Genomic DNA, 17,115 nt, shown 5'->3' with positions numbered 1-17,115 from the left:
CATTGTGAGCAGTTATATTTGTATATGGAATTGAAGCCTAAAAATTATATTATTCTTTTCATCCTATTTTTTACTGTCCTGATCGGCATACAAGGGTATCAATTATACAATACCTATCGGCTTAAACTACGGGAAGTATTCGCCGACGTAAAAAAAAATCTGAACAAATTGGATGACACTGATTCCGTTTTTGATAACAACCTATTGAGTAAGGATATCGCCCGGGATTATTATATCAAACTGGTCAAAAAAGAGATCACCGAAGAAAACCTAAAAAAACTGTATACAACACATGCACAGAAAACTTCCGGCGAACTAACAAGATATGTTGACAGTATATTCCGGCCACTGGGAATGCATGTCATCCTTAAACAGGAAATATTGAATATTTACTATAAAGATGCGACAAAACCATTGGTTAATGGCCCGATCACGGTATACACAACATCCGGTACTTTCCGAAATCCTACAGAATTATCCAGCAGTAAATGGCTGACGGAAAAAACTGAAATGAACAAGATTCAGGATAGTATCCAAAGCAGGGAAATTCTATATGTTTTTTCTGTTCCACGCAAGACTTCTTTTGAGGTGGTCAATCTGAGCTGGATTCTATTTAAGGAGCTAACCTCACTGCTGTTGAGCACCCTATTGATCCTGGCCGCTTTTATCTGGTTGTTTTACCGGACAATTAACAATCTCAAGAAACAAAAAAAACAGATTGCCGTGTTGCACGATGTAGTGGATAATATTTCACACGAACTAAAAACACCGATTGCGACCTTAAAAATAGCCGCCAAAACCCTCCAAAAATCTCCTGACAATACGATTATTGCCGTGATTGAACGTCAGGTGAACCGTTTGGAACAAACACTGGATCCATTGAACGAAAATCAAACTGCAACCAGTTTATCCCCAACAACAGCGAAAGAGCTACAGGCAATCTTCAGTGATTTTCAGCTATGCAATCCAACAGTCAGACTACTTGTGGAGCCAAGCCCAAGCATGCAGGTCTGTCTTAATTCCATAGATACAACGACATTGTTTCACAACCTGATGAACAATGCGGTTAAATACGGTGCTTCGCAGTTGAATATCCGCTTTGAGGAACAAAAAGACTATCTATCCATTCAGGTCAAAGACAACGCACAGGGCATGGAAGAAAGCGAATTACCCTATATTTTTGAAAAGTTCTACCGTATCCAGAAAGACAATATCCATGATACAAAAGGCTTAGGAATTGGCCTATTTCTGGTTAAAAATATCGTCAAGAAATATGGCGGAGAGATCAAGGTTATCAGTAAATTGCAGCATGGGACAACTTTTACCATTCTTTTACCACTTTAATTTATCAGTTCATTGGCCAACATCGTCAATCGGCGGCACAGTCTGCTACACGAAGAGCAACGAAACGGCAATGAATAAAAAGCGTATTATTAACTTTATAATGGATCAGGGAATAAGGGCTAAACATCCGTTAGATGAAACAAAGAAATGAAGAATAAGCTATTGCTGGTAGAAGATGATCCGGATTTTGGATTTATGCTGAGACAATATCTGGAGCTTTCGGACTTTCGTGTGGACTGGATTTCGCAGCCAAATGAGCTCACGGCAGACTTTCAGAAGCTGATGGGTTATGATTTAATTATTCTGGACGTTATGCTTCCACAAGTAAGCGGCTTTACTTTGGCAAAAGAGATCAGTGCACTTTTTCCTTTACTTCCTTTTATCTTTCTAACCGCAAAAGAGCAAAAGATAGATAAGTTAACAGGCCTAAAAATTGGTGCCGACGACTATATTACCAAACCTTGTGATCCTGAAGAATTATTACTGCGCATACAAAATATATTAAAGCGCAATCATAAAACTATATCGCCAAATCCCATTGCCATTGGCTCATATGTATTTCTCCCAGATCAACTGTTATTGAGCCATGCTTTGGCGCAATATAAACTCACTGAGCGAGAAGCACAATTGTTGTTATTTCTGTGGCAGCGCAACGGTCAGTTGGTAACACGGGGCGCTATCCTCGAAAAAGTATGGGGAACTGCTGATTTTTTTACAGGTAGAAGTATGGATGTCTTTATCACACGGCTAAGAAAGTACTTAAGCCATGACCCTGATCTTCATATTCGTTCGAATCGTGGAGTAGGATTTACGGTACATTTTTAAATCTGAGATCCTCATAGCGGAAGTCGTTATTGTCGTATAGCAATTTACGCTTTTGACACCCGTTTCCTAAGCGAATCCACCCAATGTTAATCCTTAAAGCTCCTCTTTTCGTCTGTTCCATAGCTTTTCTGCCCAACGGCCAACAAACCAAAAGGAAACTGCAAGAATCAGGAAAAAGACTGCTCTATTGATATTATCCCACAAGTACTCCACATAGCGGGTATAAATATTCAATACCAAAAACACAAAACCAACCTCGCGGGTAACATTATCCTTCGCTTTTAGCCCATAAATTACAAGAAACGCTGACACGGCAGTGGATAGCATCCCCCAATAAAACATGTGATACTGACGTACCGTAGTCCATTCATAAAAATCCGAATAGTTACCAAAGATAGACAGCGCCCACAAAGAAACCATAAGGTAAATCAACCCAATGATATAACTGACTGGTTGAAATATCTGTAAACGTTCAAAACGTGGCTGTAGCCAAACTGCTGCCGCCGTGATTATAGCACCGAAAATCGTAAAACGTAAGGGATAATTCATTCCCCAGAATTTAAATCCCCAATTGCTGTGATAAGCTGTCTCAGTGGCAAACCAAACGCCTAGCGCTAAGAGCATAAAGGTCCAGATCAACTTACTGTCCAATTTGACTGCAAGCACGCCGTATATCGCGACCGAAAGTAAAAATAAGAGGGAATAATGCATGGTATCTTTATCCAAGACCTTGCCCATAAAACCAATGCAGGCGGCTGTTCCAAATACACCAATCAACATCATGGTCTCCGTGGAAAGATTCTTATATGGATAACGCTTTTTATAACGAAAACCCAGTGTGTAAAAAAGTACAGCGACCGCAGCAAAAAAGAAACAGAATAAAATATTGGGCGCTTCGTAAAGGCTATCCACAAAAGCGAGGAAAGAAGCATCCGTAAACAGCGAAAAAACAGCAAACACCAAGGATGCTAATGCAATCCAGAAAGCATACCGGGCCAGCTGGCCCCAATCAAAGCTTTTAACATCAAGACTATCCATGAGTTCCTTGGCTTTTTGTTCGTCCAATAGCTTCTCCTTTTTCCAAAATTGGACAATATCTTCGATGGATTGTTTCTCCTGTTTGCTGACATCGTATTTTCGCATTGTTATTGTATTGATATTATAGAACAAAGAATAAGGAACAAAGATTTTAATCCGGCAAATTTTCGCCTTACCGAAGTATTTCCATGTTTTACTTTTATTTTTTAGGTCCTGTAAAACTTAGGGGCTTAAAAGCTGTCATAGCCACCTTAGCCGATCACAAGATAGCAATAACCTTCGTAACTTTCTTACCTCATCCAGTCATCACGAGATCTTCAAATCACATCTATATCACATTTTATTCCAAAAGTCAGATATCCTCGCATAATTCCTTTAAAATCTGTAATTTTGCATGTTTTGCATTTTATCCCACAATAGGGATTTTAAGGAGTTTTCATGGCAGTAAAAAAAAGCCCAGATTTGGGCGAACAGAGTGAAGTTCAAGTATTTGGTGCTCGCGCGCACAATCTAAAAAATATAGATGTTTCTTTTCCGAGAAATGAATTGGTTGTTATCACCGGCTTGAGTGGTAGCGGAAAGTCTTCTTTGGCTTTTGACACCATTTATGCAGAAGGTCAACGTCGGTATATGGAAACTTTCAGTGCCTATAGTCGCCAATTTTTGGGTGGTATGGAGCGTCCGGATGTCGACAAGATATCAGGTTTGAGTCCGGTGATTTCCATTGAACAAAAGACAACAAGCAAAAATCCGAGGTCAACCGTCGGAACCATCACAGAGGTATATGATTTTATGCGCCTTTTGTTTGCCCGGGCGGGTGAAGCCTTCTCCTATGTCACCGGGAAAAAGATGGAGCGCATGTCGGATGATCAGGTAATCGAGCGTATTCTGGATGAATTTGATGGGCAAGCACTCAATATCCTCGCTCCGGTCGTGAAAGGGCGTAAAGGACATTATCGTGAGCTTTTCGAGCAAATTCGTAAACAGGGCTATGTTAAGGTACGTGTGGATGGTGAAATCTTGGATCTCGTCCCAAAAATGCAAGTAGACCGCTATAAGATTCACGATATTGAAATTGTTGTTGATCGTTTGAAAATAGAGCGTGAAGACAAAAAACGCTTACAGACTTCGGTCATGCAAGCCATGAAAACGGCTAAAGGTATTATTAAAGTATCTACCAAAGATAATCAGGAGCAATTTTATAGCCGTTATCTAATGGATGCGGAATCGGGGATCTCTTATGATGAGCCTCAACCCAATACATTCTCATTCAACTCGCCATATGGTGCATGTCCGACCTGTGACGGCTTGGGCTATATCTTCGAAATCGATAAAAACGCTGTTATTCCTGATAAGAAACTCAGCATTCAAAAAGGTGGACTGGCACCCTTAGGGCCTACACGGGAGAACTGGACATTTGAGGTGCTTAAAGCGGTGTCCAAAAAATTGGATTTTGCGGTAACAACGCCGTTAGAGAAACTCAGCGACGAACAGATCGACCAACTGTTGTTTGGCAATAAAGAAGAACCTATTGTTGTCACCGTGTCCTATGGGAGCTACGGATCCCGTGAATATCGGGTCGAATTCGAAGGTATCTTTAAAATGCTGGAAGAGTTTTCCGGAAAATCTTCGGATGAAGCACCTTCATTAGATGATTTCAGAACCAAAGTTACCTGCCCAGCCTGTGAAGGAGCGCGGTTAAAGAAAGAATCATTGCACTTTAAGGTCGCAGACAAGAATATCCATGAATTATCAACCCTCGATATTTCTGCATTAAAAGAATGGTTCGACCAGGTGGAAAGCAAACTGGACGAACGCCAATTGGTCATCGCTACAGAGATACTTAAAGAGATAAGGGCCCGTTTGGGTTTTCTATTGGACGTAGGATTGAATTACTTAACATTGGATCGTACGGCAAAAACATTATCCGGGGGCGAAGCACAACGGATCCGTTTAGCGACACAGATAGGCTCACAGCTGGTCAATGTACTTTATATTTTAGATGAACCGAGTATTGGACTCCATCAACGTGACAATGAACGCCTCATCAATGCACTCAAAAACCTGCGTGATATTGGCAATTCGGTTCTGGTTGTTGAGCATGACAAAGACATGATCTTACATGCTGATTATGTAATTGATATGGGACCAGCTGCTGGTGTACATGGAGGAACGGTAGTTGCGGAAGGGCAACCTGACGAGATCTTAAAATCAGATTCGTTGACCGCGGCTTATCTTAATGGGAAAAAAGAGGTTAAAATTCCTGAAAAACGTCGTGAAGGCAATAACAAAACACTGACCATTCACGGTGCTACTGGACATAATCTGAAAAACCTGACTGTAACATTTCCCCTTGGGAAACTGATCGTGGTTTCGGGTGTTTCGGGATCTGGCAAGTCCAGCTTGATTACAGGTACCTTATACCCCATTTTAAATAAACATTTTTTCCGGGCGAAAGCAACTCCATTACCTTTCAAAAAGATCGAAGGCCTAGAACATATCGACAAGGTGATCGAGATCGACCAAAGTCCAATTGGCCGTACACCACGCTCCAACCCGTCTACGTATACTGGGGTATTTTCTGATATACGTACTTTGTTTGTTCAGCTTCCCGAGGCAAAAATCAGAGGGTACAAACCAGGGCGATTCTCGTTCAATGTCAAAGGTGGACGTTGTGAAACCTGTCAGGGAGCGGGGTTGAAAGTCATTGAAATGAATTTTCTCCCGGATGTACAGGTTCCTTGTGAAACATGCCACGGAAAGCGCTACAACCGAGAAACTTTAGAGGTGCGATACAAAGGAAAATCCATTTCCGATGTACTCGATATGAGCATCAACGATGCCGTCGATTTCTTTGAAAATGTACCAAGTATTTACAGAAAAATCAAGACCTTACAGGATGTCGGTTTGGGATATATTACCTTAGGTCAATCGTCTACAACGCTATCAGGCGGAGAAGCTCAGCGTGTGAAACTTGCCACTGAGCTTTCTAAAAAAGATACCGGAAATACATTTTACATCCTAGACGAACCTACAACCGGGCTTCACTTTGAAGACGTTAATGTACTGATGGGCGTAATCAACCGATTGGTCGACCGAGGAAATACCGTGTTGATTATCGAGCATAACCTAGATGTTGTCAAATCGGCTGACTGGGTAATTGATATCGGTCCTGAAGGAGGAAAAGAGGGCGGTCAGATATTATTTGAAGGGACTCCAGAAAATTTAATTAAAAACAAGAAAAGCGAAACCGCACGTTTCCTAAAATTAGAGATGAAATAGCTGCTCCGTATGGAGACTATACATTCTTGTAATCTCCTTTATTCGTGTAGCTCAGGATGATCATGTGCCTCGGAATGTCATCCGGTCGCACATTTTAAATAATCCTTGCTTTTGCCTGCTTCCCATCGGATTTGGTTCAATGGCAAGCAGCAGATTTCATAAAGGTTTTTCGTAACTTTGTATTATATGTCGGATATTATTCAATTACTTCCAGATAATGTTGCCAATCAGATTGCGGCGGGAGAAGTGGTGCAGCGACCAGCGTCTGCCATTAAAGAATTGATTGAGAATGCCATTGATGCTGGAGCTGACAAAATAAAACTTATTGTTAAAGATGCAGGTAAATCATTGATCCAAGTCATTGATAATGGTTGCGGTATGAGCGTAACGGATGCTCGGCTCTGCTTTGAACGTCATGCGACTTCAAAGATCAGAAAAGCTGAAGATTTATTTGCCATCCGTACCATGGGCTTCCGGGGCGAAGCGATGGCTTCCATTGCTGCGATCGCACAAGTCGAACTAAAAACACGCCGTATCGAAGATGAGCTTGGCACCGTAGTGGAAATAGAGGGCTCAAAAGTTGTCAACCAATACCCAGAAGCTGTCGCTGCTGGAACAAATATTTTAGTTAAAAATCTCTTTTACAATATCCCTGCCCGCAGGAACTTCTTGAAGAGCAATTCGGTTGAAATGCGTCATATCATTGATGAATTTCAACGGATCGCTTTGTCTAACCCACAGATTTTCCTTTCGCTACATAGTGATGGAAATGAGATTTATCACCTTCCTGCGGAGACACTGAAACAACGGATTGTCCATATCTTTGGCAACAATTACAACCAGCGTCTCGTCCCTGTAGAAGAGGATACATCCATTATTAAGGTGGAGGGCTTTATAGGTAAGCCTGAATTTGCAAAAAAAACACGTGGCGAACAATTTTTCTTTGTTAATAAACGCTTTGTACGCGATCCATATCTGCACCATGCAGTGATGAATGCATACGAAGATATTATGCAAGCGGAGACCTTTCCCTTTTATGTACTGTTTATTGATATAGATCCCGCCCGTATCGATATCAACGTGCACCCAACAAAGACCGAAATCAAATACGAGGATGACAAAGCAATCTACGCCATCATCCGTTCGGCAGTGAAAAGATCATTGGGACGATATAACATCATGCCTTCATTGGATTTTGAACAGGAGACTAGTTTCTCCAATCTGATTACCAAGAAATCATTGGATGAAATTATTGTTCCGACAGTGACCTTCAATCCGGACTTTAACCCTTTTGATACCGACAAGTCCAAACCGTCCTACTCCAGGTCTGATAGCTATGCTGAAGGCTTTGCCAAAAAAACAGGGGGAATACCAAGCAATTGGGATTCGTTATATGAGATCGTGGAAAAAGAAGAGTCTGTGCAACTTCCATTGCACAGCCTTTCGGAATTGGAGACCGATCATCCTCAAGTCATACAAATGGAAGATAAAGCCTCTTCTAAATTATTCTTTCAGCTACACAATAAGTATATTGTTTCTCAGATTCATTCAGGCTTTATCCTTATAGATCAACAGGCCGCACACGAGCGCATTTTATTTGAGCAGTTCCTCACACAACTCGATCAGCATAAAGGCTTGAGCCAGCAGAGTTTATTTCCGCAAACGATAGATCTCAACCCTTCGGATAACGAGCTCATGAAAGATTTATTGGTTGACATCAATGGCTTGGGATTTCAGATTCGCGAATTTGGAAAAAATTCCTATATTATTGACGGAATTCCGGCAGACTTGGGAACAGGGTTTGACGAAATAAAAATGATTGAAAAAATATTGGAAGATTATAAGAATAATCAATCCGAGTATAAGCTTGCAAAAAGAGAAAATCTGGCAAAAAGCCTTGCCCGCAATGCAGCGATCAAGCCAGGCACACAACTTGATAATACAGCCATGGCAGAATTGGTCGATAAGCTCTTTGCCTGTCAATCACCGAATAGTTCCATCTATGGCAACCCGGTTATCGTAACGTTTACATTGCAGGAGTTGGCAGAAAAATTTGGCAAAAACTAGAAGATAAAATTATATGTTTCAACAATTGACACCCGTTATCAAGAACTTACTGATCGTCAATATTATATTTTATATTGGATCACAATTTGTACCTATAGCATATGATTATCTTGCCGTATATTATCCGGATTCGCCTTATTTCAAAATATGGCAGGTGGTCACACATATGTTTATGCATGACAAAAACAACATTACACATATTTTCTTCAATATGTTCTCCCTTGTCATGTTTGGCCCTATGATTGAACAAGTACTTGGTCCAAAACGCTTCTTAAATTTCTATATGATCTCGGGAATTGGCGCCTGGTTTCTCTATACAGCGGTGAATGGCATACAACTGTATCTTGCTACGGGTTCTTTCGCTCCATTGCACGGCATGAGCGGAAATGAAATCATTTCCCTGGCAAATACCGGCAGTAACGAAGCATTATCATATGTCATACCTATGCTAGGAGCCTCTGGAGCGATCTATGGCGTTCTATTGGCTTTTGCTTACCTTTTTCCAAACATACCGCTTCAATTTTTGTTTATTCCTGTACCAGTCAAGGCCAAATATATGATCGGTGGATTTATCTTAATCGAGATCTATATGAGCTTATCTAGACCGGGAGATTCGGTAGCCCATTTGGCTCACGTAGGTGGGGCATTATTCGGTTACTTGCTGCTCAAATTCTGGAAGGTTAGGAAGGGAATTTATTAATAGCATGTGTAATGAATAACATTGGTTTAAAAGATTTTTGGAGGCAAACGTATAAAACTGGTTCACCGATTCCGGTTGTGATCAGTGTACAGGTGTGCTTATTTGTCCTCATCTATTTTCTGGACCTGCTTTTTGAGTTGAAACTTGTTTCACAAAGCTTTTTACAGCCGATTGTACAGCATTTGAGCTTGCCTAGCAATTTTTCAAGTTTTTTAGCGCAACCCTGGTCCCTCATCTCATTCAATTTTGTCTACGTCCAGCTTTTAACCTTGATTTTTGACAGCCTTTGGTTATATTGGGTTGGCCAGATATTCTTTACCTTTTTAAACAACAGACAATTTTTCTTTGTTTACATCGCATCTTGGCTCCTTAGCAGCGCCCTTTATGTTGGTTTTGGCACCCTTATTCCGCCCCCCACAAACCTTCATCTCATGGGCGGGGCTCATCCATTGGCTGCTGTCCTTGCGGCAATTGTCACTTTAGTTCCGAACTACGAATTAAGGCTATTGCTTTTTGGTACCGTTAAACTAAAAATCGTAGCCATTGTCTATTTCGCCCTGGAATTTTTATTTTTCACGCTTGGCAATAGACCTGCAGCGATCTCTTATTTCGCAGTAGTACTATTTGGAATGGCATTTACCTATGCGCTAAGATCAGGGATGGATTGGTCCACGCTTTTTCAGAAAAAACAAAAAAAGCCCGCAAAAATGAAAGTTGTTGTAGGCAATAATATACCGGCAAATCGGAAGCATCGTTATGACTTACCAAATCAGGATGAAATTGACGCCATCTTGGACAAGATTTCAGTATCTGGTTATGAAAGTCTGACACACCATGAAAAAGAAACGCTCTTTAGAGCAAGCAATAGTGGCGACAAGGTTGATGGATAGAAGGACTTTTTTAAGAAGAAAACTGGGATTTATAAGCAAAACAATGTTTCTGGCAAATATGCTTGCGATCATTGCTTTGCTCATGAGCTATGCGGCAACCTTCATCAACCCCAAATCTTTTTGGCCCATTGCATTTCTAGGATTAGGTTATCTTCCTCTCCTTCTTGTCAATATTGGTTTTATCTGCTACTGGCTACTTCGCAAACGAAAGGTCGCACTTTTCTCGTTGGTAGCAATATTAATCGGCTGGCCATTTCTGACCAAACATTGGAACATCCGTAAAGAAACCCCACCAGCTCCACCTGAAACACGGACACTCCGCATGATGACCTTCAATGCCCATCTATTCAAAAAGGTCAACGATGAAAAAAAAAGCTTTAAGGCTGACGTAGTCCGTATTATTGATAGCATCTCCCCGGACGTCATCTGTTTTCAAGAATACATCAGTAAAATCAAGGGAAAACACGTATTCTCCGAAGAGTTTAAGGATAAATTGGGGTATGATTATTTCTTTTTCGAACCTAGTTCCAAAAATGACTACGAAGCTTATGGCATGGCTGTTTTATCACGTTTCCCCATTTACGATTCGGGCACTATTCGTGACAACGACTATGGCATCAATAGAATATGTTATGTGGACATCAAAAAGCAGGATACATTAATTCGCATATATAATATCCATTTACGTTCGTTTGCCCTCCAGAATGAAGATAAGGAGTTTATCCAAAACCTATCCAATAAGAATGAAGACGACAATACTTCAACACGTCGGCTGAGTAGAAAATTAAAAAATGCCTTTGAACTGCGCAGTGAACAGGCACATTCGCTAAAGAAGCACATGAATGACTGTCAATACCCTTATGTCGCCGTTGGTGATTTTAATGATACACCGATGAGTTATTCGGTTAATTTAATTGGAGGCGGTATGTATAACGCCTTTAAAGAAAAAGGAAATGGGTGGGGCGTAACCCACCATGCTCTTTTGCCAATTTTTCAAATTGACTATATCTTTGCCAGCCCCCAATTTCAGGTCATGAATTATCAGGTCGTTAAACAAAAACTATCCGATCACTATCCGGTATGGGCAGATCTTCGACTTAAACCTTAGGCATCTGATACCCCAACGTTTTGAGCCCTATTTCAATAAATTTATCGCTTCTGTTTTTTATTTTATAATAGGCTTCGCGACCGAAATAATACCGCCCCACCAGCGCTTCAATATCAGATTGAATTAAATCATGTAGATTTTTTGCCTCATCCGAATTGACCGAAATCCGTTTCTGCGCATTGAGAAATGATATAAATAAATTAAATTCGCTGGTTGGCAGATGGTAACCGCTAATAAAGTTTTCAATAGAATATGCTGGGAGGTGTTTGGTGAAACGATCATATACAAATTCCTCAATCGCATTGGAATGAAAGATTTCACGGTATTTAGCACTTGTTTCATTGGTGTCAATCGGGATGTTCACATCGGGCAAAATTCCACCGCCACCAAATACAAGCTTTCCCTTGCTTGTTGTAAACATTTCCTTTTGACTAAATTCGGTATCTAGTGTCCAAAGATCAAATCCGGTCATATATTTTGCTGCATCAAAATTTGCCCGGCTATATTTGCGTTGGATACATCTTCCAAGAGGCGTATAATAACGTGCCACTGTCAAATTCACGGCAGAGCCATCGGAAAAATCAAACTGTTCCTGAACCAGGCCTTTTCCATACGACCGCCTTCCGACGACGGTAGCCCGATCTAAGTCCTGCAATGCGCCACTTAGGATCTCGCTCGCGGATGCCGTACTTTCATTGATCAAGACCACAACGCGACCGTCACCAAATTCCCCGGGCTTCTCGGAATAGTAGTCCTGACGTAATTCATTGGCTCCTTCGGTATACATCAACAACCTTTTTTCTTTAAAAAACTGTCCCGCTAGTTCTATCGCCGTATGCACAAAGCCGCCGCCATTATTCCGTAAATCCAAGATAAGGTCCTGGGCACCACTTTTGCGTAGGTCGATCAACGATTGTTTAAACTCATCTGCGGTCTTATGTCCAAAACGTCGAATCTTGATATAAGCAGTCTTGGGCGCAATCATATAGGAAGCGTCCAAACTAGATACGTTCACCTGATCACGAATGACCTTCAACGGATTAACGAGCGTCTGTCCGTTCCGTTGAATCGAAATAAATACGGCGGTCCCCTTCTTTCCACGGATCAATTTTTCGATTTCCGCCTCCGGCACCTTTTTTCCGGCAACATCTTTACTTCCAATTTTTAGAATACGATCACCAATCCGCATCCCACTTTTTTCAGCAGGCCCAGCAGAGACCATCCCCACTACAAGTAGTGTATCCTTCAAACGAAAATACTCTACACCTATCCCATCGAAGGAACCTTCAAGGGTTTCCTGTTTGGCAAGGACTTGATTGGGTCGTAAAAAGGTAGAAAAAGGATCAAGGCGGGAAACGACATGTTCAATCGCTTCATCTTGTACCGTGTCTACACTGATATTGTCTACGTAGTTCTCTGAGATTAGCTGGATCAGGTATTGTAATTTGTCTGAATTGCTATTGGAACTTAAACTGGAAAAAGTTCTTTTTTGGTTACTTCCCTGTTCTTCCGCATAATTTTGTCCCAACAGCAAACCGAGAAGCAAGACCGCAGCGTATGTGGCAGCTACAAAAATATTTCGCTTAATACTCTTTTGCATAGGAAAAATCCAGTGTTTATAAACAGATAACATGAGCCTGCACGCTCCTATTATTACAGCTCAAAAGTAACAAGTTTATTCGGTTTAATCTGTAAACAGCCGTATAATTTTACATTAAAAACAAAAAATTGTCGCTGATTGTCCATCTTTAAAAATTGCAGCTATTCCTATTGTCAGAAAATATGAAATAGCATGCAGTAAACTTGCAAATAAGCACAAATTTATCTTAGTTTGAACTTGGAAAGGAATTTAAAATATGCATGAAATCGAACCCTATTACAACTGGCGCGACTATTACATCGCTGCAGAAGACGAACAATCACCATTCTATGGCACGGTTTATAGCGAATTCGATTTCGACAAACAGGTCTATAACTTTTTGCTACATCCGCAATGGGATGAATTTGGTTCGCTCACACTTTATTTAAAGGTTTTGTTTGTCGACTATGAAAAACAATACTGCATTATCGAATTGATCGGTGAATGGAATGATGCCTTATACAATGACATCATGTTACTGAAAAGAGAACTTATCGATGTTATGATCAGTCAGGGCATAAAATATTTTATTCTCATTGGAGAGAATGTATTGAATTTTCATACTTCGGATGATTCTTATTATGAGGAATGGTTTCAGGATATTGACGATGGTTGGATTGCAGGAGTGGGCTTTCGCGAACATGTCATCGAAGAGTTTCAACAACAGAACATCGACTATTACATCAACTTCGGCGGTATACTCAATGAACTACACTGGCGCGCGTTGAAACCAAAGCAAGTATTTCATCATGTGAACGAATCCTTGACAAAGCGCCTGGGCTTTTGAGTATTTAGTAATGAGTATTTAGATTTTGGTTATACAAGCCTATGCATACTAATTGTTTCAATTTTTGATTTTTACCTTTTAATTTTTACTTTTTACTGTATTATCCATTAACTTTGTGACTGATGTGTTGTGTGTCATGCACTCACACGGATTAATTTTACGTTTTATATTATACAAAACAATATGTCATTCAGAATTGAAAAAGATACAATGGGTGAAGTTCAAGTACCTGCAGATAAATACTGGGGTGCCCAAACAGAACGTTCACGCAACAACTTCAAAATCGGACCGGCAGCTTCAATGCCACATGAGATCGTTGCAGGCTTTGCTTACTTGAAAAAAGCAGCAGCTTATGCCAACCACGAGTTAGGGGTATTACCTATTGAAAAGCGTGATGCTATTGCCGCTGTATGCGATGAGATTCTGGCAGGCAAACTAGATGACCAATTCCCATTGGTGATTTGGCAAACGGGTTCCGGTACACAATCGAACATGAACGTGAATGAAGTGGTGGCAAACCGTGCCCAAGTATTAGCTGGATATAAAATTGGCGAAGGCGAACCTGTATTAAAAGCAAATGATGATGTCAACAAATCACAATCATCAAATGACACCTTCCCTACGGGAATGCATATTGCTGCTTATAAAGCTGTTGCGGAAACTACTATTCCAGGTGTGGAAAAACTGCGTGACACCTTGGCCAAAAAGGCGGAAGAATTTAAGAATGTCGTTAAAATCGGACGCACACACTTAATGGATGCGACGCCATTGACTTTAGGTCAAGAAATCTCCGGTTATGTAGCTCAATTGAACCATGGTCTGAAAGCACTTAGAAATACCCTTTCACACCTATCCGAGCTAGCACTCGGTGGTACCGCTGTAGGAACAGGCCTAAACACACCAAATGGTTATGATGTTGTTGTCGCAAAATACATCGCTGAATTTACAGGTTTACCATTTGTTACTGCGGAGAACAAATTTGAAGCTTTAGCTGCTCACGATGCTATTGTTGAAACACATGGCGCATTGAAACAATTGGCAGTAGCATTAAATAAAATTGCAAATGACATCCGGATGTTGGCTTCAGGTCCACGTTCAGGTATCGGTGAAATCCTTATCCCAGAGAACGAACCAGGCTCATCTATTATGCCAGGTAAAGTGAATCCAACACAGTGTGAGGCGTTAACAATGGTTGCTGCCCAGGTCATGGGAAATGATGTTGCCATCACAATTGGTGGAACACAAGGACATTATGAATTGAATGTATTCAAACCATTGATGGCTGCCAACTTCTTGCAATCTGCACGTTTATTGGGCGACGCCTGTGTTTCTTTTGAAGAGCACTGTGCCGCTGGTATCGAACCAAATTACAAACGTATCAAAGAACTGGTAGACAACTCATTAATGTTGGTAACAGCATTAAACACTAAAATTGGCTATTACAAAGCTGCTGAAATTGCTCAAACGGCGCATAAAAACGGTACTACACTTAAAGAAGAGGCAGTACGTTTGGGTTATGTGACGCCGGAAGATTTTGATGCTTGGGTAAAACCTGAGGAAATGGTTGGTAGTTTAAAATAAGCTGTGACTATAATTTCAATAAAAAATATATCATCAAAAACATACCTATCGGCCTTTGCCATAGGTATGTTTTTCTTTTTCACTGCCTGCAAATTCAATTCGGATATGCAAAGTGAAGGAGCTTCGTTTTTACAAGGCGAATGGGTACAGGACAGCATTCCGGGACAAGGCCAGATGCTGCAATACACATTGACCGAGTTTAAATTTACCTGTGATTCTGTTTATGCTACAATGCATGTAAATAACAAAGTACAAACGATCCCGGATAGCTGCTATAAAAATGGATCCTGGACAGAACATGCCAAAGGTATTTATGTCCTACGTGGTGATTCAATTATTGTAGACGGTATTTATACCAAAGAAAATGGCAAACAAAAGATTTCAGGATGCTATCTTTCGGGTCAATACATCCCACGTTTTAAAGTAGTCCACCATTCCGCAGATTCTGTGGTACTGGAAAGCAGATTTGATCAACGCCCTATTATCCTCAGAAAGACTAAGGATATCACCTGTGTTCCGAAGAAGCGATATTAGTATTGAGATTTTGGACCTTCAAGCCTTTGGCGGATTTATTCCACTTTTATATTGATCGCTTGGCTCGTGTAAAGGGATTATTGCATCGACCCATAAATCAACATGCGATAACCCGTTTTTTATTTTTATTTTTGCTTATCAACTTCCAACCATCCATATGAATAAAGGAATAATTGCCTTAGCTTTTGGAGGACTTGCCATCGGAATGACTGAATTCACGATGATGGGAATCCTACCGGATATCGCTAAAGATTTGCAGATCGAAATCCCTACTGCGGCCCACCTTATTGCCCTGTATGCACTCGGCGTTGTCGTGGGGGCGCCCACATTAGTCTTATTTACGGGTAAATATCCTCCAAAAAAGGTGTTACTCTTTTTAATGTTGCTGTTTTTTATTTTCAACGGCTTATTCAGTATCGCACCAGGACAATTTCTGATCAGTCTTTCGCGTTTTATGGCCGGACTTCCGCACGGCGCATTTTTTGGTGTAGGGTCTGTTGTTGCGGCCAAACTCGCACCCAAAGGAAAAGAAGCCCAGGCTATTTCAATTATGTTTACAGGTATGACTATCGCCAACCTGGCGGGGGTTCCTTTAGGTACCTATCTTGGTCATCACTATTCCTGGCGGCTGACCTACGGTATTATCAGCCTATTGGGCCTGATTACTTTCGCCGCAATATATGCCTGGATGCCGAAAATTGAAGCGTCTAAAGGGAATAATATATTCAATCAACTGAATTTTTTCAATAAAAAAATTGCCTGGTTGTTGATGGCAATCATTGCTATCGGTACCGGTGGATTATTTGCATGGATCAGCTATATTGCTCCGCTGGCGACCAAAGTTTCTGGAGTTCCAGCGGATCGTGTTCCGCTTATTATGATCTTGATTGGGGTTGGTATGTTTTTTGGCAATCTGATCGGCGGAAAACTGGCCGATACCATTTCGCCAACAAAAGCAGCAATTGCAAGTTTTTCCGCCATGGCGCTATGTTTGGTTATGGTTTATTTTGTTTCGCCCCTGGGCTGGACAGCTTATCCGCTGGCTTTCATTACAGGTTTGGTATCTTTCACTATCGGTTCGCCAACACAACTCATGTTAATCCGAGCCTCAAAAGAAGCCGCTACACTGGCTGCTGCAGGTGGGCAAGCTGCATTTAACCTTGGTAATACACTCGGTGCTTTTTTAGGCGGTATTCCCATTACGTTGGGATTGGCTTATAATACACCATCTCTCGTAGGTGTAGGTATGGCAAGTATTGGTGCATTATTAACCTTACTGTATCTTAAAGTCTATGACAATAAAAGTTAATAGCTAAAAAA

Annotated in this window: 13 protein-coding genes; 11 read left to right on the top strand and 2 right to left on the bottom strand. The window is 41.0% G+C overall.

Translation table 11 applies throughout. From position 1 onward, the window contains the following. Positions 1 to 24: 24 nt before the first annotated feature. Together HPC41_RS21700 and HPC41_RS21695 are read left to right on the top strand one after the other, a co-directional pair. Positions 25 to 1,344, top strand: a complete 1,320-nt coding sequence (locus HPC41_RS21700; protein WP_172396178.1) for a sensor histidine kinase — start codon at positions 25 to 27, stop codon at positions 1,342 to 1,344. Between the two features lie 147 nt (positions 1,345 to 1,491). Next, positions 1,492 to 2,169 (top strand): response regulator transcription factor, encoded by a 678-nt coding sequence (locus HPC41_RS21695; RefSeq protein ID WP_172396177.1) that lies wholly within the window; start codon positions 1,492 to 1,494, stop codon positions 2,167 to 2,169. A 93-nt stretch (positions 2,170 to 2,262) separates the two neighbouring features. Here the strand turns inward: HPC41_RS21695 and HPC41_RS21690 are convergent, their stop codons facing one another. Then, entirely contained in the window at positions 2,263 to 3,312 is a 1,050-nt protein-coding gene (locus HPC41_RS21690; RefSeq protein ID WP_172396176.1) for a DUF2157 domain-containing protein, read from the bottom strand. A 333-nt stretch (positions 3,313 to 3,645) separates the two neighbouring features. Here HPC41_RS21690 and uvrA point away from each other — a divergent pair, with 333 nt between their 5' ends. The 5 genes from uvrA (at position 3,646) to HPC41_RS21665 (ending at position 11,254) form a co-directional block, all read left to right on the top strand. Next, positions 3,646 to 6,489, top strand: a complete 2,844-nt coding sequence (gene uvrA, locus HPC41_RS21685; protein ID WP_172396175.1) for an excinuclease ABC subunit UvrA — start codon at positions 3,646 to 3,648, stop codon at positions 6,487 to 6,489. A gap of 186 nt (positions 6,490 to 6,675) precedes the next feature. Continuing rightward, positions 6,676 to 8,556, top strand: coding sequence for a DNA mismatch repair endonuclease MutL (gene mutL, locus HPC41_RS21680; protein WP_172396174.1), 1,881 nt, complete (start codon positions 6,676 to 6,678; stop codon positions 8,554 to 8,556). 13 nt (positions 8,557 to 8,569) lie between these two features. Next, complete coding sequence (locus HPC41_RS21675) at positions 8,570 to 9,256, top strand: rhomboid family intramembrane serine protease (protein ID WP_172396173.1); 687 nt, start codon at positions 8,570 to 8,572, stop codon at positions 9,254 to 9,256. A gap of 11 nt (positions 9,257 to 9,267) precedes the next feature. Then, entirely contained in the window at positions 9,268 to 10,146 is an 879-nt protein-coding gene (locus HPC41_RS21670) for a rhomboid family intramembrane serine protease (protein WP_172396172.1), read from the top strand. After that, entirely contained in the window at positions 10,091 to 11,254 is a 1,164-nt protein-coding gene (locus HPC41_RS21665) for an endonuclease/exonuclease/phosphatase family protein (protein ID WP_246250943.1), read from the top strand. The genes HPC41_RS21670 and HPC41_RS21665 overlap by 56 nt, the downstream gene beginning before the upstream one ends. On the opposite strand, the gene HPC41_RS21660 is transcribed toward HPC41_RS21665, so the two are convergent. Next, entirely contained in the window at positions 11,244 to 12,854 is a 1,611-nt protein-coding gene (locus HPC41_RS21660) for a S41 family peptidase (protein ID WP_172396171.1), read from the bottom strand. The genes HPC41_RS21665 and HPC41_RS21660 overlap by 11 nt on opposite strands. 256 nt (positions 12,855 to 13,110) lie before the next feature. Between HPC41_RS21660 and HPC41_RS21655 the strand changes: the two genes are divergently transcribed. The 4 genes from HPC41_RS21655 (at position 13,111) to HPC41_RS21640 (ending at position 17,104) form a co-directional block, all read left to right on the top strand. Then, positions 13,111 to 13,680, top strand: a complete 570-nt coding sequence (locus HPC41_RS21655; RefSeq protein WP_172396170.1) for a hypothetical protein — start codon at positions 13,111 to 13,113, stop codon at positions 13,678 to 13,680. A 183-nt stretch (positions 13,681 to 13,863) separates the two neighbouring features. After that, positions 13,864 to 15,261, top strand: a complete 1,398-nt coding sequence (gene fumC, locus HPC41_RS21650; RefSeq protein ID WP_172396169.1) for a class II fumarate hydratase — start codon at positions 13,864 to 13,866, stop codon at positions 15,259 to 15,261. Between the two features lie 105 nt (positions 15,262 to 15,366). Beyond that, positions 15,367 to 15,795 carry a fumarate hydratase gene (locus HPC41_RS21645; protein ID WP_172396168.1) on the top strand — a complete coding sequence of 143 codons (429 nt, stop codon included), beginning with the start codon at positions 15,367 to 15,369 and terminating at the stop codon, positions 15,793 to 15,795. 157 nt (positions 15,796 to 15,952) lie between these two features. Further along, positions 15,953 to 17,104, top strand: coding sequence for an MFS transporter (locus tag HPC41_RS21640; protein WP_172396167.1), 1,152 nt, complete (start codon positions 15,953 to 15,955; stop codon positions 17,102 to 17,104). Positions 17,105 to 17,115: the final 11 nt, after the last annotated feature.

The sequence above is a fragment of the Sphingobacterium prati genome (assembly GCF_013167215.1).
GTDB lineage: Bacteria > Bacteroidota > Bacteroidia > Sphingobacteriales > Sphingobacteriaceae > Sphingobacterium > Sphingobacterium prati.
This window is presented reverse-complemented; position numbering and strand designations above follow the sequence as displayed.